Source organism: Ferrimonas sp. YIN67 (genome assembly GCF_057219095.1).
On record NZ_JBXVVJ010000005.1, the window covers coordinates 72,622 to 96,404 of the forward strand.

At 57.9% G+C, this 23,783-nt stretch carries 20 protein-coding genes; 10 read left to right on the forward strand and 10 right to left on the reverse strand.

The features are described 5' to 3' along the window. Nucleotides 1–136 precede the first annotated feature (136 nt). Nucleotides 137–712: a uracil-DNA glycosylase family protein gene (locus AC2D8U_RS12165; RefSeq protein WP_484619333.1), complete on the reverse strand. Its 576-nt coding sequence runs from the start codon at nucleotides 710–712 to the stop codon at nucleotides 137–139. A gap of 121 nt (nucleotides 713–833) precedes the next feature. Here AC2D8U_RS12165 and AC2D8U_RS12170 point away from each other — a divergent pair, with 121 nt between their 5' ends. Then, nucleotides 834–3,404, forward strand: a complete 2,571-nt coding sequence (locus AC2D8U_RS12170; RefSeq protein WP_484619334.1) for a putative bifunctional diguanylate cyclase/phosphodiesterase — start codon at nucleotides 834–836, stop codon at nucleotides 3,402–3,404. Nucleotides 3,405–3,496: 92 nt separating this feature from the next. On the opposite strand, the gene AC2D8U_RS12175 is transcribed toward AC2D8U_RS12170, so the two are convergent. Beyond that, entirely contained in the window at nucleotides 3,497–4,345 is an 849-nt protein-coding gene (locus tag AC2D8U_RS12175) for a patatin-like phospholipase family protein (protein ID WP_484619335.1), read from the reverse strand. Between the two features lie 247 nt (nucleotides 4,346–4,592). Here AC2D8U_RS12175 and AC2D8U_RS12180 point away from each other — a divergent pair, with 247 nt between their 5' ends. Next, complete coding sequence (locus tag AC2D8U_RS12180) at nucleotides 4,593–6,845, forward strand: YgiQ family radical SAM protein (RefSeq protein ID WP_484619336.1); 2,253 nt, start codon at nucleotides 4,593–4,595, stop codon at nucleotides 6,843–6,845. Nucleotides 6,846–6,938: 93 nt separating this feature from the next. Here the strand turns inward: AC2D8U_RS12180 and AC2D8U_RS12185 are convergent, their stop codons facing one another. The 5 genes from AC2D8U_RS12185 to AC2D8U_RS12205 form a co-directional block, all read right to left on the reverse strand. Continuing rightward, entirely contained in the window at nucleotides 6,939–9,305 is a 2,367-nt protein-coding gene (locus AC2D8U_RS12185; protein ID WP_484619337.1) for an EAL domain-containing protein, read from the reverse strand. Then, a complete protein-coding gene (locus AC2D8U_RS12190; protein ID WP_484619338.1) occupies nucleotides 9,305–10,318 on the reverse strand; it encodes an ABC transporter substrate-binding protein in 1,014 nt (337 codons plus the stop codon). Before AC2D8U_RS12190 ends, AC2D8U_RS12185 begins: the two co-directional genes overlap by 1 nt. Before the next feature lie 205 nt (nucleotides 10,319–10,523). Beyond that, entirely contained in the window at nucleotides 10,524–10,916 is a 393-nt protein-coding gene (locus AC2D8U_RS12195; protein WP_484619339.1) for a MaoC family dehydratase, read from the reverse strand. Continuing rightward, nucleotides 10,913–12,688, reverse strand: coding sequence for a class I poly(R)-hydroxyalkanoic acid synthase (phaC, locus tag AC2D8U_RS12200; RefSeq protein WP_484619340.1), 1,776 nt, complete (start codon nucleotides 12,686–12,688; stop codon nucleotides 10,913–10,915). Before phaC ends, AC2D8U_RS12195 begins: the two co-directional genes overlap by 4 nt. A gap of 35 nt (nucleotides 12,689–12,723) precedes the next feature. Further along, entirely contained in the window at nucleotides 12,724–13,059 is a 336-nt protein-coding gene (locus tag AC2D8U_RS12205) for a hypothetical protein (protein ID WP_484619341.1), read from the reverse strand. 201 nt (nucleotides 13,060–13,260) lie between these two features. On the opposite strand from AC2D8U_RS12205, the gene AC2D8U_RS12210 reads away from it, so the two are divergent. From AC2D8U_RS12210 to AC2D8U_RS12235, 6 genes are all read left to right on the forward strand, one after another. Beyond that, nucleotides 13,261–13,608 carry a metalloregulator ArsR/SmtB family transcription factor gene (locus AC2D8U_RS12210; RefSeq protein WP_484619342.1) on the forward strand — a complete coding sequence of 116 codons (348 nt, stop codon included), beginning with the start codon at nucleotides 13,261–13,263 and terminating at the stop codon, nucleotides 13,606–13,608. 9 nt (nucleotides 13,609–13,617) lie between these two features. Beyond that, nucleotides 13,618–14,643 carry an ACR3 family arsenite efflux transporter gene (arsB, locus tag AC2D8U_RS12215; protein ID WP_484619343.1) on the forward strand — a complete coding sequence of 342 codons (1,026 nt, stop codon included), beginning with the start codon at nucleotides 13,618–13,620 and terminating at the stop codon, nucleotides 14,641–14,643. 46 nt (nucleotides 14,644–14,689) lie between these two features. Further along, the gene (locus AC2D8U_RS12220) at nucleotides 14,690–15,697 is read left to right on the forward strand and encodes an ArsJ-associated glyceraldehyde-3-phosphate dehydrogenase (protein WP_484619344.1); all 1,008 of its coding nucleotides are present in this window, start codon (nucleotides 14,690–14,692) and stop codon (nucleotides 15,695–15,697) included. Nucleotides 15,698–15,809: 112 nt separating this feature from the next. Then, complete coding sequence (gene arsJ / locus AC2D8U_RS12225; RefSeq protein ID WP_484619345.1) at nucleotides 15,810–17,060, forward strand: organoarsenical effux MFS transporter ArsJ; 1,251 nt, start codon at nucleotides 15,810–15,812, stop codon at nucleotides 17,058–17,060. Nucleotides 17,061–17,077: 17 nt separating this feature from the next. Then, on the forward strand, nucleotides 17,078–17,554 hold the full coding sequence (locus AC2D8U_RS12230; RefSeq protein WP_484619346.1) for a phosphatase domain-containing putative toxin: 477 nt from the start codon (nucleotides 17,078–17,080) through the stop codon (nucleotides 17,552–17,554). A 113-nt stretch (nucleotides 17,555–17,667) separates the two neighbouring features. After that, nucleotides 17,668–18,165, forward strand: coding sequence for a GNAT family N-acetyltransferase (locus AC2D8U_RS12235; protein WP_484619347.1), 498 nt, complete (start codon nucleotides 17,668–17,670; stop codon nucleotides 18,163–18,165). A gap of 224 nt (nucleotides 18,166–18,389) precedes the next feature. Here AC2D8U_RS12235 and AC2D8U_RS12240 read toward each other — a convergent pair whose 3' ends face one another. Together AC2D8U_RS12240 and AC2D8U_RS12245 are read right to left on the reverse strand one after the other, a co-directional pair. After that, the gene (locus AC2D8U_RS12240) at nucleotides 18,390–18,794 is read right to left on the reverse strand and encodes a YccF domain-containing protein (RefSeq protein ID WP_484619348.1); all 405 of its coding nucleotides are present in this window, start codon (nucleotides 18,792–18,794) and stop codon (nucleotides 18,390–18,392) included. Between the two features lie 160 nt (nucleotides 18,795–18,954). After that, nucleotides 18,955–19,161, reverse strand: coding sequence for a hypothetical protein (locus AC2D8U_RS12245; protein ID WP_484619349.1), 207 nt, complete (start codon nucleotides 19,159–19,161; stop codon nucleotides 18,955–18,957). A gap of 133 nt (nucleotides 19,162–19,294) precedes the next feature. Between AC2D8U_RS12245 and AC2D8U_RS12250 the strand changes: the two genes are divergently transcribed. Next, a complete protein-coding gene (locus AC2D8U_RS12250; protein ID WP_484619350.1) occupies nucleotides 19,295–21,628 on the forward strand; it encodes a helicase-related protein in 2,334 nt (777 codons plus the stop codon). Nucleotides 21,629–21,781: 153 nt separating this feature from the next. After that, nucleotides 21,782–22,309 carry an acyloxyacyl hydrolase gene (locus AC2D8U_RS12255; RefSeq protein WP_484619351.1) on the forward strand — a complete coding sequence of 176 codons (528 nt, stop codon included), beginning with the start codon at nucleotides 21,782–21,784 and terminating at the stop codon, nucleotides 22,307–22,309. Here AC2D8U_RS12255 and AC2D8U_RS12260 read toward each other — a convergent pair. Further along, the gene (locus tag AC2D8U_RS12260; protein WP_484619352.1) at nucleotides 22,306–23,601 is read right to left on the reverse strand and encodes a capsular polysaccharide export protein, LipB/KpsS family; all 1,296 of its coding nucleotides are present in this window, start codon (nucleotides 23,599–23,601) and stop codon (nucleotides 22,306–22,308) included. The two genes, AC2D8U_RS12255 and AC2D8U_RS12260, sit on opposite strands and share 4 nt — an antisense overlap. Nucleotides 23,602–23,783 lie beyond the last annotated feature (182 nt).

A 23,783-nucleotide genomic window follows, 5' to 3' on the forward strand; every position in this document is an offset into this window, starting at 1 on the left:
GGAATAAAGCCTAGGTACTAGGGAAGAGCCTGGGTACTAGGGAAGAGCCTGGGTGCTAGGAATAAAGCCTAGGTACTAGGGAAGAGCCTGGGTACTAGGGAAGATCGCGTAGCACCTGGCATCCAGGCCCTGGCACCTAGCTCAGCCTCATGGCACGGATCCGCGCCTGCAACTCAGGTACCAACTCCGCTTCAAACCAGGGATGACGCTTGAGCCAGAGGGTGTTGCGTGGTGAGGGGTGGGGCAGGGGAAGCAGCTTGGGTCCGTAATGGCGCCAATTTCGCACCGTCTCGGTGAGACTGGAGTAATTCTTCAGGTAATAGCGCTGGGCGTATTGGCCGATCAAGAGAGTGAGCTCGATGCGGGGAAGGTGTTGGCGTATTGGCTCATGCCATAACGGAGCGCAGCGCGGATCTGGCGGGTTGTCGCCATTTTTCCCTCTGCCGGGGTAACAAAACCCCATGGGCAGAATCGCCACCTTGCTGGCATCATAAAACGGCTCAGATCTCAGCCCCAACCATAGACGCAGCCGCTGGCCACTCGGGTCGTTCCATGGGATCCCGGTTTGGTGTACCTTGAGCCCAGGTGCCTGACCGATGATCAGTAAACGGGCCCGGCTGTCCAATTGCACGACGGGCCGAGGCTCAAGTCTGTCTTCACAATGCCGACACCCTAGAGGTGAGAGCGGAAACTTGGTGTAAGTTGGAACCATGTTTTTTGCAGCAATATGTTGTTATTTAAAATATTTTTCAAGATGCGATTGCATCTGGACGCCTATTGGCTAATTTGAGAGACCACTAGGCCCGAGAATAGGGTTCAGATCTTTGCCTGCGATGAAGCTATCCCGTCGATTGATGTTACTGGTGTTCGGCCTGGCAATGCCATTGCTTTTGCTAGCGTCGCTTGGCCTGCACTGGTTGGTGCGGGACGGGATTGAGCACCACCACCTTCAGCAGAAGGCAATGGAACACGCCAACCTGCAGCTGGAATTTGATGGTCTTCTGTTGCGGCGGCGCGATGATCTGCTGGAGTTACGTGCCGCCCTCGAGCTGGGGCGGGGCGAGGTGCTGGATCATCTGCTGTTGCGTCATCATCTGGCACGCCGCTGGATCATGGTGGTGAACCACCATGGCGAGATCAATCCCCTACTGCCCAGCGGTCGTCAAGATGACGGTTCAGCTCAAAGCCTGATCCTAGGACTCTTACCCTTGCTACAGCAGGGTGGAGTCCAGTTTGAGCAGCGCGGCTTCATCAGCCTCGACGGCTACCCCCTTGCCCTGAACTCTCTCCCCATCAAACATCGCAACTGGCGCGGGATCCTGTTAGCGCAGGAGATCAGTGACGAGGTGCTCAAGCCCTTGCTGGCCCGACATGTACGATTTGATGCGGTTCGCCTTATTCCTGCGGATCCCCTTACGCTACCGGCCCTGAGACTTCCGACGTTATTTGGTCCAGAGCTGGAGCTCGAGCCTCGTTATCAGTCTCAGGCTGCGGACGAACTGGGCGCCGAGATGCTCTACCTCCAGTTGCTGATGTTGCTGGGGATCATCAGCATTTTGCTGGGACTTTACCTTGTTGCCCGGCATAGCCTTCTGGAGCCTATTCACCATTTGCTGGAGCAACTGGAACGTCAGCTGCCCAATCATAAGTTGAGCCACCCCCTGAAGGTCGCCGAGGGGGGGGAGTTAGGTCAGATCGCCACCCTGTGCAACGATCTCTTTCGTCACCGCCATCAGCAACGTCAACAGAAGCATACCTTGCTGCGTGCGGTCAGCGATGCCGTGGTGATGGTCGACAAAAGGGCCCGGATCGAACTGGTGAATCCGGTGGCTGAGCGTTTGCTCGCCGTTGATCATGGGCCGGTGCGTCAGTGTACCCTTTCCAGCCTGGTGGCGGGCAGTGCTGGACAGGAGCTGCATGGCGCCTTGACGGAACTGCTCGGCTCTGGCCGTATCAATCAGGAGGGGCGAGTTTACATCCCTCGAGGCGAACGTTGGCAAACCCTGGAATACAGCGCTGCTCGGACCCTGGATGGTGAAGGGAAGACACTTGGAGCCGTGATGGTGCTTAGGGATGTCACCCACTCCGAGCAGATGAAGCAGGAGTTGCAGAAGAAGTCGGAGCGGGACCATACGACCGGCTTGTTTAACCGTCATGTATTCGAGCAGAGCCTGGAAGACCTGGTGAATATCAGCGGACAGCATGCGGTCTGCTATATGGATCTCAATCGCTTTAAGCTGATCAACGACAGTTGTGGTCACGAGGCGGGTGATCGTATGTTGCGGGATGTGGCTCAGGAGATGAGCCTCAGTGCACGGCCCGGCGATGTACTGGCGCGGATCGGCGGGGATGAGTTTGCCCTGATCATGCACGATACTTCCGCACTGGAAGCGGCCCGGGTGCTCAAGACCCTGAGCGAGCGGATCCAGGGGATCACCCTGTACTGGGATTCCGGCAGCTATAAGGTGGGCGTCAGTATCGGTGTGGCATTCCATCGTGGAGGGGAACAAACTCCAAGGGAAGCTTTCAAGGATGCGGAGATCGCCTGCCATGCCACCAAGGCCAAAGGGGGGGAAAGCCAGATCCACTTCTTTGATTCCCTGGATCAGGATCTCGCCCATCAACGCAATGCGCCCCTGTGGGCGATGCGGATCAATGATGCCATCGTTAACGATGATCTGGTCCTCTTCTACCAGCCCATTGAGCCGGTTCAGGGCAGGAGCGAGAAGCGTAAGTGTGAGATCCTGTTGCGGATCAAGGAAGAGGGCGGGCGGATCCTGGCTCCCGGTCAGTTTATTGCAGCCGCTGAGCGCTTTAACCTGATGCCCCAGGTCGATCGGGCGGTGATCCGCAAGGCGTTCGAATGGCTCAATCACAATGAGCACCTGTGGGAGACCCAGGTGATCTCCATCAACCTGTCTGGCACCACCTTGTCCAGCGACGGTCTGGTGAACTACATCGATCAGATGGTGGCCACCTATCGGATCCCGACTCATACCGTTTGTTTTGAAGTGACGGAAACCGCGGCCATTGGCAATGAAAATCACGCCCTGGAGATCCTCCACGCCCTGCGTCGTCGTGGCTTTGCCTTTGCCCTGGATGACTTTGGCTCTGGATTTGCCTCCTACGGCTATCTGCGCCAACTGCCGGTGGATTACGTCAAGATCGATGGCTGCTTTGTGCGTAACCTGGCCACCAATCCAAAAGATTATGCCATCGTCAAATCGATCCACGATGTGTGTCGGGTGATGGGGATCGAAACCGTGGCAGAGTTTGTCGAGGATCAAGAGACTCTGGAGCGGCTGCGTACCATCGGGGTGAACTACGCCCAGGGTTATGGTCTGGGACGGCCGAAAGATCTGGAGACCTACCAGCCCTTGGTGGCCGGTTCAGAGTTGGAGTGAACTGGGCGGATGCCCCTCGGCTCACCCGCCCCGGGTATCCTGCAGAGATTGAATTTTTCTGCCGTGAGAAAGCGCGCCAATTGGCGCGCTTTTTATGTCGTACTCCAACGCTGGATCGCCTCGTGCCCGGCCTGTAGGCCAAACCGGTAGCCCTGATGCAGCGGCGCGGGATCCCGGGTCAGGCGTTTGAGCCGGAATGACTCCGGCGGACACACTTCGATGATCTCTATGCCTGCGGGCGGGTTGCGGATCAGATCCAGCGTGTCGTTATAGCGTTGGGATCGCTGCAACATGGGATCGATCAAGGCTGGCGTCTCTCTCAGCATCCGCTTCATCAACCCCGGCAGCTTGCTTGCCGATTTGCGGTAGTGGGCAGGCCGGCTGCGCAGCACCATAATGCGCTTAGCGCCGCGGCGGATCGCCTCACTCACTGGGATGGCATCGGCGACGCCACCATCCACGTAACATCGGTCCTTGAGCTTCACGCCATGACGATAGAGCAGCGGCAGCGCGCTGCTGGCCTTCATGGTCTCGGCCAGGGTGTCGGGACAGGGGGTATGGTACTCGGCGTGTCCCGTATGACGACAGGTCACGCCCAGGAAGAAGGGCCGAGTGTCAGTGGCCAGGGTGGCTTTGTCGATCCCCAGATCTTTGAGGGTCTCCCGCCACATCCAGTCCAGATCCATCAGATCCCCCCCCAGCAGGAAGCGCCCCGGAGTGATAAACTCACGGCGGCAACTGTAGTCGGTGTACACCTTGAGGTTACGCCCAGGCATTTTTGCCAGGTAGGCCGCTAGGTTGGACGCACCGGCGGAGACGCCCCAGAAGCTGTCGAAGGGTGAAAACCCGTGTTCAAGGAAGTGATCCAGAATGCCGCAGGAGAATACCGCGCGCATGGCGCCTCCTTCGACAATCAATGCATTAGGGCCAACCTTTTCCATTCGCTCTCTCATGATCCAATCCGGTCGATTAGGCCGATAGGGTATCGAAGGCGGCCAGGCCCGCCAAGGGCTGTGCTTGGCTCAACAGGTGCAGGGGGGGGCAGGGCAGCAGATGTGGCGATAGTCTGGAGAGAACGGTGTCGGGCTGTGCAAAAAACCACCATCGCGTCTCTCCGGCTAAGCTGGTACAATCCGCGCCCCGGTGCCAGATCCCCTTTGCGTGTGCCGGTGTGAGTGAGGAAAGACGATGATCCAGACCCCCGAAACCCAACTGTTTGACTACCCCAAGTTCTGGGCCGAGTGCTTCGGCGCGGCGCCGTTTCTGCCCACCTCCCGTAAGGAGATGGCGAAACTGGGCTGGGACAGCTGTGACATCATCCTGGTGACCGGGGACGCCTACGTTGACCACCCCAGCTTTGGCATGGCCATCATTGGCCGCATGCTGGAGGCTCAGGGTTTTCGGGTGGGGATCATCGATCAGCCGGACTGGCACAGCAAAGACGCCTTTATGGCACTGGGTCAGCCCAACCTGTTTTTCGGGGTGACGGCGGGCAACATGGACTCGATGATCAACCACTACACCGCCGAACGCCGCCTGCGTCACGATGACGCCTACACCCCGGATAATGTCCACGGTAAGCGGCCGGATCGCGCCACCCTGGCCTACACCCAGCGCTGTAAGGAAGCCTATAAGGAAGTGCCGGTGATCATTGGCGGCATTGAGGCCAGCCTGCGCCGCATCGCTCACTACGACTATTGGTCCGACAAGGTGCGCCGCTCAGTGCTGTTCGATGCCAAGGCGGACATGCTGGTGTACGGCAACGCCGAGCGCCCCCTGGTGGAGGTGGCCCATCGCCTGGCGGGTGGCGAGGATATCAAAGCTATCCGCGACGTCCGTGGCACCGCGTTTCTGACCAAAGAGGCCCTGCCGGAATGGTCCGGTCTGGACTCCACCACCCTGGACACCCCGGGCAAGATCGATCCCATCCCCAACCCCTATGGCGCGGACGATATGGGCTGTGAGCTGGGCAGCAAGTTTGAGGATGCCCCGGCGAATCAGACCGCTCAGCCCATCGAACTCAAACCCGTCAATGCGGGTAAGAAGCCCAAGCCCTGGGAGAAGCAGTACATCCTGCTGCCAGCGTATGACCAAGTGCGTGCCGACAAGGTGCTGTACGCCCACACCTCGCGCATTTTCCATATGGAAACCAATCCCGGCTGTGCCCGTGCCCTGATGCAGCGCCACGGCGATCGCCATATCTGGCTCAATCCGCCGGCCATTCCCCTGTCCACCGAAGAGATGGACGGGGTGTTTGGTTTGCCCTATGCCCGGGTGCCGCACCCCAAGTACCAGGGTAAAAAGATCCCCGCCTTTGAGATGATCAAGACCTCGGTCAACATCATGCGGGGCTGCTTCGGCGGCTGCTCATTCTGCTCCATCACAGAGCACGAAGGGCGCATTATCCAAAGCCGCAGCCAGCAGTCGATCCTGGATGAGATCGAGGAAATTAAGGAAAAGGTGCCGGGCTTTACCGGGGTCATTTCCGACTTGGGCGGGCCCACCGCCAACATGTACCACCTGCGCTGCAAGAGCCCCAAGGCGGAGGCCACCTGTCGTCGTTTGTCCTGTATCTACCCGGACATTTGCGGCCATATGGACACGGACCATACGCCCACCATCGAGCTCTATCAGGCGGCCCGTAAGATCCCGGGGATCAAGAAGATCTTTATCGCCTCCGGGGTGCGTTATGACTTGGCGGTGGAAGATCCCCGCTATGTGAAGGAGCTGGCCCAGCACCATGTGGGCGGCTACCTGAAGATCGCCCCGGAGCACACCGAGGCCGGCCCGCTGTCGATCATGATGAAGCCGGGCATGGGCAGCTACCACCGCTTCAAGCAGCTGTTCGACAAGTACTCCAAGGAAGTCGGTAAGGAGCAGTACCTCATTCCCTACTTCATCTCCGCCCACCCGGGGACCACGGATGAGGACATGGTGCACCTGGCCCAGTGGCTCAAGCAGAACAACTTCAAGCTGGATCAGGTGCAGAACTTCTATCCATCGCCATTGGCCAACGCCACGGCGGTGTGGCACACCCAGAAGAACTCCCTGCACAAGGTGACCCACAAGTCCGAAGACGTGCCGGTGGCCAAGGGCGGCCGTCAGCGCCGCCTGCACAAGGCGCTGCTGCGTTACCACGACTCGGAAAACTGGCCGCTGATCCGTGAGGCGTTGACCAACATGGGGCTGAGCCGACTGATCGGCCACAGTGCCAACTGCCTGGTGCCGCCCGCCGGTGGTGAGCATCGAGGGCGTGGCAGCCATCAGGGGCAGGGCAAGGCTCGGCCAGCCATGACCAAGCATACCGGCCTGGGCCAGTTTAAAAATCCTTCGAAGTCTGGACGCTCCTCGAAGGCGAAGAGAGGCGCTTCATCGAAAGTGGAGCAGGGGCGAGGTCAGCCGGGTAACGCAAGACGTAGCGAAGGACGGAGAAGCTCCTAAGGGGGCTGTCCCGAGGGGCTGTCGCAGGGTGCGAGAGCCCCTCAGGTTAGGGCCCAGGCCCTGTCATCCATAAAGACTTGATCTCATAGCGCTTCATAATGTGTAGTCCCACCCTGAACTGGCTGTTGGGAGCCTTTGCTGTTGGTTGGCGTACGCCTCAAGTGCCTGCCAATCCTTGGGTTGGCTGTGATAATAGCCTTGCTCAATATCGAACCCCAGCTCCCGTGCCATCTGGCTGTCTTGTTGGGTTTCAATGCCTTCCAGGACGGTTTTATAGCCGTAATTCTTGCCCAGCTTGACCAGGAGACGCACCAGTTCGGCATCCATCTGGGAGCGGGCAATACGCTCGACAAACATTTGGTCCACTTTGAGTTTGGTCAAGGGGAAGTCACCGAGCTGGGAGAAGGAGGTATAGCCGGTGCCAAAGTCGTCCAGTGCCACGCCCATCCCGAGATCCCGGATCTGTTGCAATCGTTTGATCGCGAGCTTGCTGTCGGGGACCAACTGGGTTTCAGTGAGCTCTAATTCGATCCAGTCCGGGGTTACGTTATTGGCTTTAAGCAGGTCACGACAGTGATCGGCGAAGGTGGCGTCAAGCATCAGCCCGGCAGAGATGTTGATGGAAACCATGATGGGCTGGCCAAACAGTTGGTGCAGTTTCGGGGTGAGTTCAATGGCGTGTTGCAAGACCCAGAGGTCCAGCCTCTGAGACAGACCTGTAGCCTCCGCGATGGGAATGAAATTCCCCGGTCCGGCTTGTTTCAAAGTCGGATGGCTGCTTCGCAGCAAGACTTCGACACCGCTCGGAAGCTGTGAGTCGCTGTCGACATAGGGCATAAAGACCAGTTCAAACTGTTCCGCCGCCAGGGCTTCCAGCAGGGCCGCTTCGATGCTGATCTGTCTTTCGATCTCGCGAATGTGCCGATAATCGAACACCTGCTTGTTGTTGCTTTTCGTTTCCTGGGCTTTCTCTGTGGCACTGCTGCAGCAAAGCGTGAGTCCGGCTGTCGTAGAGGCGTCTTTGGGGAATTCAGTGATGCCAATATTGCACTGCAGGTTGTATTGGCGCTCTGCCACACGATAGCCATTGGCAAACAGGCTCAGCACCTGCTCGCTAAACTCGAGGAGCTGTGTCTTGCTCTGCGCGCCGGAAAGTATCAGGCTAAATTCAGCCTCTGCGGTACGGCCCAAGTGAAAGGTGTTGAGCTTGAGGGTGTTACAGAGTTGTCGGAGCTCATTACTTAGATGGATCACCAGCTCCTCGGCGTGGTTGCCAATCATGCGTTCACTGTAATTTCCGAATTTGGACAGGCGGATCTGCGCCAGGCTGAAGGGAACGCCTTTTTCCAAGGAGAGCTGACAGAAGGTTTCCAACTCTGTGTGGAAGCCCAGGCGATTGAGTAGGGCGGTATCGCGGTCGCGAATGGTCAACTCGTTCTGTCGTTCAAGCATATCGAGATAGGCTTGGTTTAATGTACCGATCTCATCTTTGCTGTTAAAGGCCTCGAGGGCTTTGGGATCATGGCCGGAGTTACTGACCCGCCGCGTCAGTTGGACAATCGGTGAGACGAGCAGTCGCTGGGTAAGCCATGCCATGAACCCGATGGCGATGAGGATCCCCAGCAGGGACTGACTGAGCCATTTGGCCAACCAGCCTTGGAAAAACGATTCACTTAGGGTATCGATGTAGATCTGGTACCCCTGGGCAATCAGAGTCAGATCCATATGGCTCTCATGTTCGGCCGCGATGATCTTGCCTGAGATATCCTCCAGGGGCTGTGGCAAGAGTTCCTGCGAGGACATCAGGATGAAACGCTCGTGAGGGGGCATGACTGCCACAAGGCTATCCAGAGGGAGTGCAATGGTCGCTTGCAAGAGGAAGAAACTGCCTTGGAGAATATGGTTATCACCGACACCGAGTGCAGGATGAAAGGCGATCGAGTAGTTAAGCTCCAGCCTGCCTTCGCTGTCGGACAGCAGCAACAGCTGATCCAGGTTTGCTTCTTGATGGGCTTGATGGCTCATGGTTGCTATGGGGGGCGAGGTTTCACCCATCGGTAGATGCAAGCCACCATCTTCCCGTTGTTCGATCGCTAGGGCTACGTAGCCCTCAGGGTCAAATATCGACAGATTTAACAGCTGGTTTTGGATGCTTTTCTTGGCACTAAAGGTACGGAGAAATTGTTGCTTTAAGCGTGTGTTGCGTTCCCCCTTATCGGCCAGGCTGCTGACAAATTGATGGAAAGCGACGCTTTCAATGATGCTGACCAAGTTGTGATGGCCCAGCACAATATGTTCACGGACGACCTGATCCACCAGGGCCATCTGCCCCTTATAGATGGTCATCTGCTGCTGCCTGTGTTCGTGACTGCTTCCCTTCAGGCTCAGCGCAACGCTGGCGGTCACGATAAGCAGCAGTGCAGGCACCCACATTAAATAGAGGCGACGGTTCAGGCTCATCAGCGTTCCGCCGTTTTCTGGCCCAGGTTAAACATCCACTGTGTCCGGTACTCCAGGAGTTCAGGCGAGACCGTGCGGAGCATCTGGCTTTTATTGAGCACCTCGGGTGCTGGGAACAGGACGGGATTATTCAGATAGGTTGGCGGCGCGATTTTCAGTGCCGATAAGTTACTGCTGGCCATTCCAATCTCCATGGCATTGCGTAATGCCACTTCGGGACGATTGATGAACTCGACAAAGGCCAGGGTCGCGTCGCTGATGGGGCGGCCACTGGGGGCGGCAAGACAGTCGAGCCAGACAAGGGTGCCCTCTTCCGGCACCAGGTAGTGCCAGTGCGGGTTGTCGGTATGGTCCTTGAGGACTGCCAGGTCGCTGCTGAAGGCCAAGGCCCAGTCGGCGTCGAAGCGGTTTCCCTGCTGTTCCGAGAGGGTCAGGGTGTATTCATAGGTGGCAGGTTCGGCCCCTATTAGCCTGGCGGCCTGGTCTATTTCCTGTTTGGTCTTGGTGTAGGGAGAGTAGCCCAGAGACAGGAGGGAGAGTCCCAGAGTTTCATCCCATGACAGATGCATGACGCGCTTGAGGCTGGGGTTCTGGGGACGAAAGAACTGCTGCCAACTGGTCGGCGGGAGCGCTGTGCGGTACGCGATCCCGACTGTGCCCCAAGCATAAGGCACGGTACCATCGCCACAGCTGTCCTTATGGAGCTCGGAGAAATGCTCTGAAGTGACCACAGAGCCAGGCAGCGGAGTGAGCAGGCCCTCCTGGGCGAGCGCCAGGCTGCTGGCGTGATCGAGCATGATTAGATCAAAAAAACTGTGCCGGCCGCTGTACAGGGTCTCATCCCGGACATCTTCATCATCGAAGTGGGTTTCTTCGACAACATGGCCGGTTTCCTGCTCAAACTGCCGGTAGGTGGACGGTGCGATATAGTCGGCCCAGTTGTAGATCCGAACGGTTTCGGCCTGACTGGTACCGCAGAAGATTGCGGCCATGATCATGGGGTAATGCTTCATAATCCTTCCTTGGTTTATGGAACTTGCTAAAAAGATAGCAACAAAGCTAGGAAAGGGGAGCTAATTTAGGGGTTTAATTGAATCCGGCGAAGTTGAGACGGTGACGTATGGGCGGAAAGGCTTGCTGATACGCTGACGGTAACAGGGGGTTAAACTCGATAGAAAAGAGACGCCCCGACATCGAGATCCCGGGGCGGATGCTAACTCAGACCTTGACGACGGCCTCGCCTTTGACGCAGGGTTCGCCCTTGTGGTTAAGCACCTCGGTGTAGAGGGTTACAATGGGTTTATCTTCCCTGACTTCGGCGACCGTCACGCGAGCTGTGACCTTATCGCCAACAAAGACGGGACGGACAAACTTCAGGGTTTGCCCCAGATAGATGGTGCCATCGCCGGGCAGTTTCTGCCCCAACAGGCCGGACAGTAGGCTCGACAGTAAGATGCCGTGAACGATCGGCTTCTTAAAGGGGGTCTGGGCCGCAAAGTCGGGATCCAGGTGGATCGGATTTCGGTCCTCCGACAGCTCGGCAAACGCCGCCACTTCCTCGGAGCCAAAGACCTTGCTGATCTCGGCGCTTTGTCCTTCTTTCAGGCTCATACCACCTCCTCGCCATCGGCAACCGTACTGTTTAAGCGTTTTTGCACATAGTCGCCTGGGGCATCAGGCAGTGTAGTGCTGGGTTGGCGTGCCGCAACCGGCTTTTCCTTGCTCAGTTCGGTCAGCCAGGTCTGCCAGACGGGCCACCAAGAGCCTTCATTATGCTCGGCTTGTTCCAGCCATTCGTCCGGGCTGACGTCGGCGCTGGGGCCGATATAGTGGCCGTATTTGCCGCCGGGCGGGTTGATGATCCCGGCAATATGACCCGATTCTCCCAGAACAAAGGTCTTGTCGCCGCCCAGCTTGAGCATGCCCTGGTAGGTGCCTTGCCACAGGGCGATGTGATCCTCCGCCGTGGAGACAAAGTAGGTGGGGACGGTGATCTTGGACAGATCGATCTTGGTGCCGCGCACCGTGTAGCTTCCCGCCTGGATCAGCTCGTTATTGAGATAGAAGCGGCGCAGCATGGTGGAATGGGTTTTACCTGCCACATTGGTGTTATCACAATTCCAATGGAGCAGATCGAAAGCGACGGGCGTTTTACCCTTGAGGTAGCCATCGATGTAGTAGTTCCAGTAGAGGTTGTTTTCCCGCAGCAGGGAGAAGGCCACTGCCAATTGACGACCGTCCATCACCCCCTTGTCGGCGTTTTGCGCCTCCATGGCGGTGACCATCCCATCATTGATAAAGACTCCCAGTTCACCGGGCTGGCTGAAGTCGAGGAGGGTGGTGAACAGGGTGGCGGACTTGATCCGCTGCTTCATTCGGCGGGCGGCCATGTAGGCCATAGTGGTAGCCAGCAGAGTGCCGCCGATGCAGTAGCCGACCGCATTGACTTCGCGCTCGCCGGTGGCGGCTTCGATGGCATCCAGGGCGTCGATCACGCCGTCCACGACGTAGTCTTCAAAGTCGACTTCGGCATGGCTCAGATCTGGGTTGACCCAGGAGATCATAAATACGGTATGACCCTGGTCCACCAAGTATTGCACCAGGGAGTTGGCCGGGCGCAGATCCAGGATGTAGTACTTGTTGACGAAGGGGGGCACGATCATGATCGGTCGCTTGGCGACGGTTTTCGTCGTCGGACTGTATTGCAGCAACTGGAACAGGGGGGCAGTATGCACCACCTTGCCCGGGGTTGAAGCGAGATCTTCGCCCAGCTTAAAGACCGACTCATCGGTCATGCTGACGTTGAGCGTGCCAGCACTGCGTTGAAGATCGTTGTACAACTGCTTCATGCCGCGTACGAGATTTTCTCCGCCACTCTCGATGGTCAGTTGCAACAACTCTGGGTTGGAACCGATGAAATTGCTCGGTGCCAGGGCGTTCACCGTCTGGCGGGTGAAGAAGCGCAGGCGATCCTTGGCTTCCTCGTCCAGATCGTCAAACTGATCGATGCTGTTGAGGAGGTTGCGTGCGGTCAACAGGTAAGATTGTTTGATGTAGTCGTACCAGGGATTTTCTTCCCACTGGGGATCGCGGAATCGACGATCGCCTTTATTCGGCTCTATGACTGGCTCGACTTGCTGGCCTGCCTGCTTGAGCATGGCGTTCTGAAATAACTGAAGCTGTGATTGCCACCAATCAACCTGGTGCTCGATCAGGCCGGTTGGGTTCTTCAAGCCTTCGTTGACGGCTTTGCTGACATCATCGAAGCTGTTCTGCATCAGGGCCTGGCTGGTGTGTTGGCCTTGATTCTTGGCCAGCTCGAACAGTTGCTCGTTGCAGTGCATCAGACTGTCGAGCAGTTTTTCATAGGATCCTGAACTCATAATGATTCCCTTCGGACTGCGGATCTGGACTGGAATTACTGCTGGGCAGCCTGTTCTAACAATTGTTGCCAGGCTGATTGGCATTCCAGCACCACATCATTGATCTGGCTGCAATCGGCGTCAAAGCGATTGAGGGCTGCATTGCAGCTGGCCAGTTGCCGATCGCCCAATTGGCTCCACTCTTCAGGTTGACTCAACTGACTCACATTGTGCAGCTGCTCAAGCGCTAATTCGCTGTAGTAGTTGGCAGATGCCAAGTTGATACGGGTCAGTTTCTCGATGCTGTTGGTCACCGCCTGATTGTAGGCCTGCCAAGGTGCAGACAGTGATTGCAGCTGTTGATTCCAGTTTCCAAACAGTTCGCTATTCATAGTGACATCCTGTACTTAAGCTAAGGGATCTCCCGCACTCTAGCTGCTGGAGATGACAAACCTTTGATGTTTTTATGAGCACATTGTGCGATGCACAATGGCATCCGTCAAGCTAGATACACCCTTGGCACTTCAAATTTCCTTGAATATATGGACTTTCGCATATATGGTTTTTGTTATGTGTTCAGAATCGAGGTCCCCATGAGCCATTCCGTGACACTGATGAAAGGCTTAGCCGATGAAACTCGGCTGCAGATCCTTCTGCTGATCCGTCAGGAGGGGGAGTGCTGCGTTTGTGAGTTGACCTGCGCCCTGGCTCAGAGCCAGCCCAAGATCTCTCGTCATCTGGCACGCTTGCGGCAGGATGGCATCCTGCGGGATCGGCGTGCCGGCCAATGGGTTTATTACCGTCTGGCCGAGCTTCCTCATTGGTTCAATGAAGCGTTGGACGGAATTGCCGTTCAGGAACCAGAGGTGCATCTGGCCAGTCGTGGGCGTCTGGCCAACATGGGTGATAGACCAAATCGTCAGCAGTTGTGCTGTAACTAGGGGGCAATGATGGGCTACTTTGAACGCTTCTTAAGCCTCTGGGTCGGCCTGGCCATCCTGGCCGGCGTCGCCCTCGGCTCATGGACGCCCGAGACCTTTGTGATCCTGGCCAGCTGGGAGATCGCCGGGATCAATGGCGTGATCGCCGTGCTGATCTGGGTGATGATCTTCCCCATGATGCTGCAGATCGACTTCCAGTCGGTCAAAGCCGTGGGCCGTCAACCCAAGGGGCTGGGGCTGACGCTGATCGTCAATTGGCTGATCAAGCCCTTCTCCATGGCCGCCATCGCCTGGCTGTTCTTTCGCGTGTTGTTTGCTGATTGGGTTGATCCGCAATCGGCCTCCGAGATCATCGCGGGGATGATCCTGCTGGGCGTCGCCCCCTGCACCGCCATGGTGTTTGTCTGGAGCCAGCTGACCCGAGGGAACCCTGCCTATACCCTGGTGCAGGTCTCGGTGAACGACATCATCATGGTGTTTGCGTTCGCGCCCATTGCCGCACTGCTCTTGGGGATCAGCGAGGTCTTCGTGCCCTGGCAGACCCTGTTGCTGGCCACCGTGCTGTACGTAGTGCTGCCCTTGTTGGCGGGCGTGCTGGTGCGCTTGTGGTTGCTGCGGGGCGGCGAGGCCCGACTCAATGCGGTGATTGCCCGGCTCAAGCCGGCCTCCATGGTGGGCTTGGTCGCCACCGTGCTGATCCTGTTTGCCATTCAGGCGCCGACGCTGCTGGCCAGCCCGGGTCTGATCCTGCTGATCGCCATCCCCCTGCTGCTGCAGACCTATGGGATCTTCGCCCTGTCATACGGCGCAGCTAAACTGCTCAAATTGCCCCACAACGTGGCGGCCCCTGCGGCGATGATCGGCACCTCCAACTTCTTTGAACTGGCCGTGGCCGTGGCCATCGCCCTGTTTGGACTGCATTCCGGGGCGGCTTTGGCCACCGTGGTGGGCGTATTGGTGGAGGTGCCGGTGATGCTCTCTTTGGTGGCGCTGGCCAACCGTACCCGTCACTGGTTTGCAGGCAACACGAGTTAAGAGCGCGGCTTGCTCCGGCAGGCCCAACAACACAGAGAGATGAAGCATGACCATTAAAGTTGGTATCAATGGCTTTGGCCGCATGGGACGCCTGGCGCTGCGCGCGGCCTGGGGCTGGCCGGAGTTCGAATTTGTCCAGATCAACGACCCGGCCGGTAGCGCCCAGTCACTGGGTCACCTGTTGGAGTTCGACAGTGTCCATGGCCGCTGGGATCGCCCGGTCGGCGTCGACGGTGACAACATGGTGATCGACGGTCAGGCGATCAAGGTGACCAGCAATCGCTCGTTGGAGCAGACCGACTGGTCGGGCTGCGACATGGTGATTGAGGCGTCCGGTAAGTTTAAAGACAAGGCGGTGCTGCAGGCCTACCTGGATCAGGGGGTGAAGCGGGTGATCGTTACCGCACCGGTGAAACAGGAGGGGGTGCTGGATGCGGTCTTCGGCGTCAACCATCAATGGTACGACAAAGCCAAACACAAGATCGTCACCGCTGCCTCCTGCACCACCAACTGCCTGGCCCCGGCCGTCAAGGTGATCCAGGAGAAGCTGGGGATTAAGCATGGTTCCATGACCACCATCCACAGTATCACCAATACCCAGACCATTCTGGATGCGCCCCACAAGGATCTGCGCCGCGCCCGCGCCTGCGGGCAGAGCCTGATCCCCACCACCACAGGTTCGGCGACCGCCATCACCCACATCTTCCCCGAACTCAAAGGTCGCCTGAACGGCCACGCGGTGCGGGTCCCCCTGTGTAACGCGTCCCTGACCGACTGCGTTTTTGAGTTGGAGCGTCCGACCACCATCGAAGAGGTCAATGCCCTGATGAAGGAAGCCGCCGAAGGCGAGCTCAAGGGCATTCTGGGCTATGAGGAGCGCCCGCTGGTCTCCATCGACTACCGCACGGATCCGCGCAGCTGCATCGTCGATGCCCCCTCCACCATGGTGGTGAACGACACCCAGCTGAAGATGTACCTCTGGTACGACAACGAGTGGGGCTACGTAAACCGCACCATGGAGCTGGCCAAATACGTGGCCGCCCAAGGCCTTTAAATAATTTGGGGTCAGAGTAAAAACTCCCCGGCTGACATGAACGCTGAACGCTGGAATGGCGGCTGAGTCGCCCCAGTTTTTACTCTGACCCCAAACTCGGGATTGGAATCGTATGTGGGCCAAACTCCAAGGTCTGGATCGGCAGATGCGGCAGTATCTGCTGATCACCTTTAACTACTGGAACTTCACCCTCACCGACGGTGCGCTGCGCATGCTGGTGGTGCTGCATTTCCACCAACTGGGCTACAGTCCGCTGGCCATCGCTTCGCTGTTTCTGTTTTATGAGATCTTCGGGGTGGTAACCAACTTGATTGGGGGTTACCTCGGTGCCCGGTTAGGCCTGAATCGAACCATGAATATCGGATTGGCGATGCAGGTGGTCGCGTTGGGGATGCTGGCGGTGCCCTCCGAGTATCTGTCGGTGATCTATGTGATGACGGCCCAGGCTCTTTCTGGGATCGCGAAAGATCTCAATAAGATGAGCGCCAAGAGCTCAATCAAGATGCTGGTGCCGGCGGGGCAGGGCGGGGCACTGTACAAGTGGATTGCGATCCTTACCGGCTCGAAGAATGCGCTCAAGGGTGTGGGTTTCTTCCTCGGCGGCGTCCTGTTGGCCACCCTGGGGTTCCAGGGGGCGATGATCGCCATGGCTTCGGTATTGCTGGTGGTGTTGTGCTTGAGTCTGGTGTGGCTGGGCAAGGATCTGGGCAAGGCCAAGAATAAGCCCAAGTTCTCGGAGATCTTCTCGAAAAGCCCCAGCATCAATATCCTCTCTGCGGCGCGGATGTTCCTGTTTGGTGCCAGAGACGTGTGGTTTGTGATCGCGGTGCCCCTCTATCTGGGCAGTGTCTTTGGCTGGAGCCACACCGCCGTGGGCAGCTTTATGGCCGCCTGGGTGATCGGCTACGGTTTTATTCAGGGGATAGCACCGAAGATCACCGGCTCGGGCAGAGGCACTGGGCGATCGCCGGGCAAGCTGCCCGATGGTCGCGCTGCCCTGAACTGGGCTGGCGTCCTGACCCTGGTGACAGGTGCGGTGGCGCTGGGCGTCCAGTGGCAGTGGCACCCCCAGCTCACCATCGTCATTGGCCTGATGCTGTTTGGTGCGGTGTTTGCCATCAACTCCAGCCTGCACTCTTTTCTGATCGTGCATTACGCCGGTGAGGATGGGGTCTCACTGGATGTGGGGTTTTACTATATGGCCAATGCCATGGGCCGGCTGATCGGCACCGTGCTCTCCGGTTTGATGTTTCAATTGGCGGGGCTGGCCGCTTGCCTGTGGATCGCCACAGCCTTCCTGGCCCTGACCACCCTGATCTCCCTGTGGCTGCCCCGCGATGGCGTGGCCACGGCAGAAGTGTAATTTAGAAGGAAACCTTGATGTCTTTTACTCCTGCGTTGACCGAAGCCGATGGCTTCAAGTTGGCTCTGCACAGTGCCCCTGGCCTGGAAAACCCCATTGCCGAAGATGTAGCGGAACTGAAAGCCGCGGGCGTGAGCGCCGTGGTGACCACCCTGACCGAGGAAGAGCTGGAGCGCTTCGGCCTGAGCTCGCTGGGCGCGACCATCGAGGCGGCTGGCCTCAAGTGGTTCCACCTGCCGGTACAGGACAAGTCCTTGCCAGCGGAGGCCTTCGACGCCCGTTGGCCCGACGTCCAGCCTCAGCTCAAGGCGTTGCTGGATGCCGGTGAGCGGGTGTCGGTGCACTGCCGTGGCGGGACGGGCCGCACTGGCCTGGTGGCAGCCAAGGTGGTGTTATCTGCCGGCGCGGATTGGGATAAAACCCTGGAATCCATCCGCATTGCTCGACCGGGCGCGCTAAAAGCCGAGGCGCAGCTGGTCTACCTGCAAGGCTAGGGGAGTTCCGTGTCCTTCAAACCGCCGGATCCACTCTTGGGTCTGGCGGTTTGTTATTTTAAAACAATGTGTTAAAAACATGGTTTCCTCTCAAGTAGTCAAAGGAGTTGACCATGCACCCGCCTTATCTGATCCGCCGGGCCGAGCCGTCCGATGCCAAGGCATTCCAAGAGATCGCCGCCGGGGAGTCGGCGTACAGCAATACCATGCAGCTGCCCTGGCCCAGCGTGGCGCAGTGGCAGAAAAACTGCGATAACTGGCCAGCTCATCTGCATATGCTGGTGGCGGAAAACGCCGAGGGCAAGGTGATCGGTAATCTGGGGATGGAGGCGGTGCAATCCCCACGGCGACGCCATGTGGGGCAGATCGGCATGTTTGTTCATGAAGAGTGGCAAGGCCGGGGGGTTGGCAGCGCACTGATGGCGGCGGCCATCGAGCTGGCCGATAACTGGCTCAACCTGTCCCGGCTGGAGCTGGAGGTCTACCCGGACAACGAGGCGGCACTGGCGCTCTATCACAAGTTTGGTTTCGAGCAGGAGGGGATCGCCCGTCAGTCGGCATTTCGCGCCGGCAAACTGACCGACGTGGTGCAGATGGGGCGATTGCGCTGAGGCGGGCCGCCAGGCTCTTGGGATAAAGTCTAGGTTCTGAGGATAAAGCCTAGGTTCTGGGAAAGAGCCTAGGTTCCAGGGAAGAGCGCGATATGCTTTACCTAGCACCTAGCACCTAGCACCTAGCACCTAGCACCTAGCACCTAGCACCTAGCACCTAGCACCTAGCACCCAGCACCTAGCACCTAGCGCCTAGCACTTAGCCCCTCGCTAACCCCTGGTCTTTAGCCATCGATGACCGTTTGACCTATGGGGGCCACGGTCAGCATCGCCAGCTTGATGTGCTGGATGGCGAAGGGGATCCCTATGATGGTCAGCAGCAGGCCGACCGCACAAAACAGGTGGCCCAATGCCAGCCAGATCCCGGCGATCAGAAACCAGATCACATTGCCCAGGGTGCCCATGGCGCCGGTGCCGATATCGCCTTCGCGATTGATCAGTTTACGACTGGCGATCTCTTTACCGAAGGGCATCAGGCTCAACTGGGCAATGACGAAACAGCTGCGGGCAAAGGGCAGGCCGATGATGGTGATGGCCATGAACAGGCCCACCAGGGCCCAGCCCAATGCCATAAAGAGGCCACCGGTCAGCAGCCAGAGGATATTTAGAAGGAAACGAATAAGGTCCATAGCCAGTCCGCCAGGGCTGCGATGGCATCCAGTGCCATCAGGAAAAGGTCAAAGATCACTTAGGGTTGTATTGTATCGCCGAATTTCCAGCCATGTTAACCCAGTGAGCTTGGGAGGAGTGTTGCCGATTGTAACAGCCTGTGTGGACGCCTTATTACGCTCAGGCGATGGCCAGCAGGCGGCGGCCCAGGTAGAGGTTAACGGCCGTTTCGGCGGCGGCACCGGCAAAGGCCGCTGCGGTCTTGACCGGGCTGGCGGCTTTCATGATCTGCTTGGCCTGATCCGGCATGGCATCATTGTGATCCAGTGGACACAGGGTTTTGGGGATCACTGTGTGGGCGGCGTTATGGACAAGGTTGGTGATCATGTCGACTTCCTGGCTGACAACAAGCTGCTTCTAGTAAGGCTATCGACATGATCCAAAGAGACTTTAGCCAAGATCTTGCCCGTGGTGGGTAAGTCGGTAAGATCGATCTTATCATCCTGTTATTGAGCCCGTTATGAGTCAGTCCCTCCCCATTGACCCGCTAAAACCCGAGTTTTTACGCCAGCTGTCCCAGCACCATCTGGTGGTGGAGGCGGAAACCGGTTCGGGCAAGTCCACCCGTTTGCCCCTGTGGGCCGCAGAGCGGGGCCGGGTGCTGGTGATTGAGCCACGACGCATCGCCTGTACGGCCCTGGCGGATTTTCTCGGCCAGCAGCATAAGGGGATCGGCTACGCCATCCGTTTCGACAGTACGGTCGATGAACAGACCCGGGTGGCCTTTGTCACCCCGGGCATTGCCCTGCGCTGGTTCAGCGAGGACCGGTTGGCGGACTATGACACGGTGATCATCGATGAATTCCATGAGCGCCGTTGGGATACGGATCTGTTGCTTGCTCTGCTTAAGCGCCTGGCGCGTCATCGCCTGGTGTTGACCTCGGCCACGGTTGATGGCCAGCGGTTGGCCGAGTACCTGGGGGGCAAACGACTCCATGCCGAGGGGCGCCGCTTCGAGGTGGCGATCCGCCATCTGGCCCGCGACGGGCGGGATCTGCCCTCGGACAGGGAGTTGAGCAATCGTCTGAAGTCGGCGTTGCTGGAGGCCTTGCCACAGACCCAGGGCGATGCCCTGATCTTTCTGCCCGGGCGTAAGGAGATCACCCAGGCACAGCAGACGTTGACTGCGGCGTTGGGGGAGCGGGTTCGGGTGATCCCTTTGCATGCCTCCGTACCCAAGGAGGTGCAGCGGCAGGCGTTGACGGCGGGCAGCCAACAGCGGGTGATCCTGGCTACGAATGTGGCGGAAACCTCCCTGACCATTCCCGGGGTGACTCTGGTGGTGGACACCGGCCTGGAGCGCCGTACCCATCAGCGTAACGGCCGCACGGTCTTGGGCCTGTCGCGGATCTCCAAGGCGTCGGCGGAGCAGCGCTGTGGCCGCGCCGGTCGGGTGGCCCCCGGGGTGTGCCTGCGCTTGTGGGGGCAGCATGCGCCGCTGGAGCCACTGACCCCGCCTGAGCTGCAGCGTGAAGAGCTGGTGGAGCCGATGCTGGCGGCGGCCTGTGCCGATGCACGGCTTTCGGCCTTGGATTTTGTCGATCCCCTGCCGGACAAATCCCTCAGGCTGGCTCGTGAGAAGCTGCAGCAGATGCAGGCGATTGACGCCGACGACCGGGTGACCCAGCATGGCCAGCGCCTGTTTCCCCTGCCCATCGACACCCAGTTTGCCCATCTGATCACCGCCATGCCGAATACCCCCTGCCGCGAGGCGATGGTGGATCTGGTGGCGGCCTTGTCCGTCGGCGGGCGGCTCTGGCAGTCGCCGAAAGGGGACGATGGCTGGAAGGCGCTCAAGGCATGGCAGCCGATCCCCTGTGATGGCCTTACCTTAGTCAGTTTGGTGCGGCGGGCACCGCCGGAGGAACTGAATATTGATCCTCAACTGCGCCGTGAAGCGCGGCAGAACGCCGGCCAGATCCGTTCGGCCCTGGCGTTGCCTGAGCTGGAAGCCAGCTCCCACCTGCCCTACGGCCAATGGCTTGATGCGATCATGGCGGCGATGCCTGAGTTGACCTTTGTCCGTCGGCAAAAGCGGCGTGAGGCGCTGGGCAATGGGCACTCTGAGGTTCAGCCGAGTCGGGATACTCGGTTCAGCGAGGATGCCGAGGCGGCGTTGGTGCTGGATCAGTTCAGCTTGCCGGGGCGGGGCGTACGGCAGACCCTGAACCTGGCGACCTGTATGTTGCCTGTGACCCTCAAACACCTGGTGACGGCTGGACTGGGAGAGGAGATCGTCGCCGAACGTCGGGCCGCTGAGGCGGGGCATGTGGTGCTGGATCGGATCTACGCCGGTCGGGTGATCGGCAGCCGGGAGGCACTGCCCGAAGGGGAGAAGGCGATGGCGATCATGGTTGAGCGGATCCTAAACGGACGCCTGCTCGCCCCGGCGGGAGAGAGGTTGACCGCTGATCTGCGCGCTTGGAGCCTCTATCTGGCACTGGGCAGGGGAGAGGGAGGGGAGGTGATCCCTGAGGCCGAGGGCTGGTTGCGTGAGCGGCTTGAGGCCCTGGGTGTGGAGAGCGTCGAGGATCTTGAGCTATTGGAGCCGGATGATCTTAGGTTCGAGGGCGTTCCTGAGTGGGAGCGCGCCGAGCTGGATGACAAGTATCCCCACCATCTGATGCTGGCGGAGTTGAAGCTTGATGTGGTGTATTTCCCGCGAGGCAAGCGGGTGGAGGTGGTCTACCACAGTGGTGCGCGCAAGGCCGATCCTAAGCGTTGGGAGTTACCCTCCTGGCATGGCTGGAGAGTAAAGTACCGTCGCGCCAGTCGGGTGGTGGAGGTGCGCTAGCTGCCATGGAATAGCAGCCCCCTTGTCGCATGTCGAAGCAGCTATGACCGTACCGGTAGCACCAGCTGATTATTGTTACTGGCGTGATTTGCTTTTGTAAGCAGGGTGTTGCTAGGTTTGGGGTGTGAGGTATGGACAGGATGGGGGGGTGTCATGAGCAGGATGATTGGTTTGAAGTTGGTGCTGTGGATGTTCTGCACTGCTGGCCAGGTGATGGCTCTGGAAGGGCAGCATTTGCAGTTATCAGGAGGTATCCCAACATCCAAACAGAACGTTGATGTCTCGACCTTTGAGCTTGAGTATGGCGATGTGTTTTGGCGCGACCCCAGCGCTCAGTTTGGTTTAGGCTGGTTGGCCGGCGGCGGTGCATTGAGTGCCGGTCAGGGGCAGGGTGCGATAGTGTTCTCTGGCTTGAATCTTCATTATAACGTCTGGAACTGGTTGCAACTGAGGGCCGAAGGAAAGGTGATTTGTCTTAGCGATTATCGATTTTCCGATGGTGAGGGGCATACCAAGGATTATGGCGGCAACATGCAGTATTCCTATGCCTTTGCCGCCACGTTCAAGGTCCAGCGAGACATCTACTTTGGGTATCGTTTCCAGCACATGTCTAATGGTAATACCTACACTCTTAACCCGGCACTTGACACCCATAACGTTGTCGTGGGTTACCGTTTCTAAGCAGCGTCCGAGGTGCGAGGAGGGTTATGTTGGCATGCGCAAGTCGATGTGCTCGATTCCATCAGCTTACCTTCACGCTGCGGTTTCATGTGGATCGTCCCACTGACAATACGTTCCGCGACCCGTTGAGCGGTCAGTGGGATCTGCTTGTAGAAGCTGCCGTTGATCTGAGTTAGCCGCTTTAGATTCTGCTGGAAGCGCTCTACGGCTTCTTCTCGTGGCTTCGCCTCTTCCCACAACGCACCATGCCAGAATTCATCCAGCTCCCCTTGAAAGCACAGTTCGGGAAGATCGAAGATCGCCTGACCCAGACAGATGGTCGGGATCTTATGCAGGATCGCCGACATCCCCACTGTGCTGTTGATAGTCAGGCAACCGGCTAAGTGTGGATAGATGGTTGGCAGGTGGTATTCGAAGCCCCATTTGACTCGTCCCTCAATGCCATGATGCTTTGCCAAGCGGTCAATCATGGCACCGTAGTGCTTGTAGCCACGGTCCATTGGATGGTGCTTGATCAGCAAAACACAGCCAATAGGCGCCGAACGCGCAAAGCTGTCGATACTGGTGGTGATGAACTCCTCCATGCTGTTGAAGATGGAGTGGCGCAATAGTTGTGAGTCGCAGTGCACCTGCAGTGGAAGGAAGAATATCCTACCACTGTGCTGCTCAAGCCAAGGGCAGATCCTGCGCTTATCACGATGGCTGTATCGGAGTTTACGCCAATAGGCGCGCACCCACATGTAGCCTTCAATGATCCAGTTGTTTTCTCGATGGTACTCCACTTTGGCAAAACGCTTGCGATGATAGGCCATTGCCAGATAGTAGATAATGCAGTTGCGAATCCTCAAGCCAAAGTTCTTACCGATATGGGTGTCGTCTGGCATAAGTTCTGTCTCGCAAGGTTCCAACAATTTGGGAGAGTTGAACAGTAGGCTGTTGGCATTAACCCCCCAAGGTTCAAGGGTGAGATAGTTCGGTCGTAGATAGCCCTCTTCTAAAGCCCAAAAACTGATTTTGTTGTTTATGCAGAATTTGCGGGCAATGCGATGGTGCGGGCGGCTGTCGGTATAGCACACCATCACATCAATAGGAGAAGTCTTGGTTGTCGCAGTCAGGAAGGACTTGAAATCATCCAGCGTGCCAGTGTATGTGTGCACATTATTTTTATCAGAGAAAAATTCGTCCCCACCATTCAGGACGATCTGCTCACAATGATGACCCATGTTGGTAAGTATTTTTATCAATTCACGAAAAAAGGGCCCTATAGGACCTTGGATCAGTAAAAAATTCATTAAATAAAAATCTCAAACCCAGTCAAGGAGAAAGTGTGCGCCTGCTCGTGAATCTCACTCAGTTTTGCTGAAATTATTTCTTGCATGTTGTTTTTGCGTTGCGTGGTAGTGGTTTAACAAGTGATTGCATTAGCCTGGTGTAAGAGATAACCCAATCCGTCAGTAATCCGTTGGCTGCGGGA

Coding starts and splice junctions, on each gene's coding strand:
- AC2D8U_RS12250 (WP_484619350.1), top strand. CDS start 19,295: ATGAGTCAGTCCCTCCCCATTGACCCGCTAAAACCCGAGTTTTTACGC.
- AC2D8U_RS12180 (WP_484619336.1), top strand. CDS start 4,593: ATGATCCAGACCCCCGAAACCCAACTGTTTGACTACCCCAAGTTCTGG.
- AC2D8U_RS12245 (WP_484619349.1), bottom strand. CDS start 19,161: ATGATCACCAACCTTGTCCATAACGCCGCCCACACAGTGATCCCCAAA.
- AC2D8U_RS12220 (WP_484619344.1), top strand. CDS start 14,690: ATGACCATTAAAGTTGGTATCAATGGCTTTGGCCGCATGGGACGCCTG.
- AC2D8U_RS12165 (WP_484619333.1), bottom strand. CDS start 712: ATGGTTCCAACTTACACCAAGTTTCCGCTCTCACCTCTAGGGTGTCGG.
- AC2D8U_RS12255 (WP_484619351.1), top strand. CDS start 21,782: ATGAGCAGGATGATTGGTTTGAAGTTGGTGCTGTGGATGTTCTGCACT.
- AC2D8U_RS12190 (WP_484619338.1), bottom strand. CDS start 10,318: ATGAAGCATTACCCCATGATCATGGCCGCAATCTTCTGCGGTACCAGT.
- arsJ (WP_484619345.1), top strand. CDS start 15,810: ATGTGGGCCAAACTCCAAGGTCTGGATCGGCAGATGCGGCAGTATCTG.
- AC2D8U_RS12170 (WP_484619334.1), top strand. CDS start 834: ATGAAGCTATCCCGTCGATTGATGTTACTGGTGTTCGGCCTGGCAATG.
- AC2D8U_RS12240 (WP_484619348.1), bottom strand. CDS start 18,794: ATGGACCTTATTCGTTTCCTTCTAAATATCCTCTGGCTGCTGACCGGT.
- arsB (WP_484619343.1), top strand. CDS start 13,618: ATGGGCTACTTTGAACGCTTCTTAAGCCTCTGGGTCGGCCTGGCCATC.
- AC2D8U_RS12260 (WP_484619352.1), bottom strand. CDS start 23,601: ATGAATTTTTTACTGATCCAAGGTCCTATAGGGCCCTTTTTTCGTGAA.
- AC2D8U_RS12210 (WP_484619342.1), top strand. CDS start 13,261: ATGAGCCATTCCGTGACACTGATGAAAGGCTTAGCCGATGAAACTCGG.
- AC2D8U_RS12230 (WP_484619346.1), top strand. CDS start 17,078: ATGTCTTTTACTCCTGCGTTGACCGAAGCCGATGGCTTCAAGTTGGCT.
- AC2D8U_RS12235 (WP_484619347.1), top strand. CDS start 17,668: ATGCACCCGCCTTATCTGATCCGCCGGGCCGAGCCGTCCGATGCCAAG.
- AC2D8U_RS12205 (WP_484619341.1), bottom strand. CDS start 13,059: ATGAATAGCGAACTGTTTGGAAACTGGAATCAACAGCTGCAATCACTG.
- AC2D8U_RS12185 (WP_484619337.1), bottom strand. CDS start 9,305: ATGAGCCTGAACCGTCGCCTCTATTTAATGTGGGTGCCTGCACTGCTG.
- AC2D8U_RS12195 (WP_484619339.1), bottom strand. CDS start 10,916: ATGAGCCTGAAAGAAGGACAAAGCGCCGAGATCAGCAAGGTCTTTGGC.
- phaC (WP_484619340.1), bottom strand. CDS start 12,688: ATGAGTTCAGGATCCTATGAAAAACTGCTCGACAGTCTGATGCACTGC.
- AC2D8U_RS12175 (WP_484619335.1), bottom strand. CDS start 4,345: ATGGAAAAGGTTGGCCCTAATGCATTGATTGTCGAAGGAGGCGCCATG.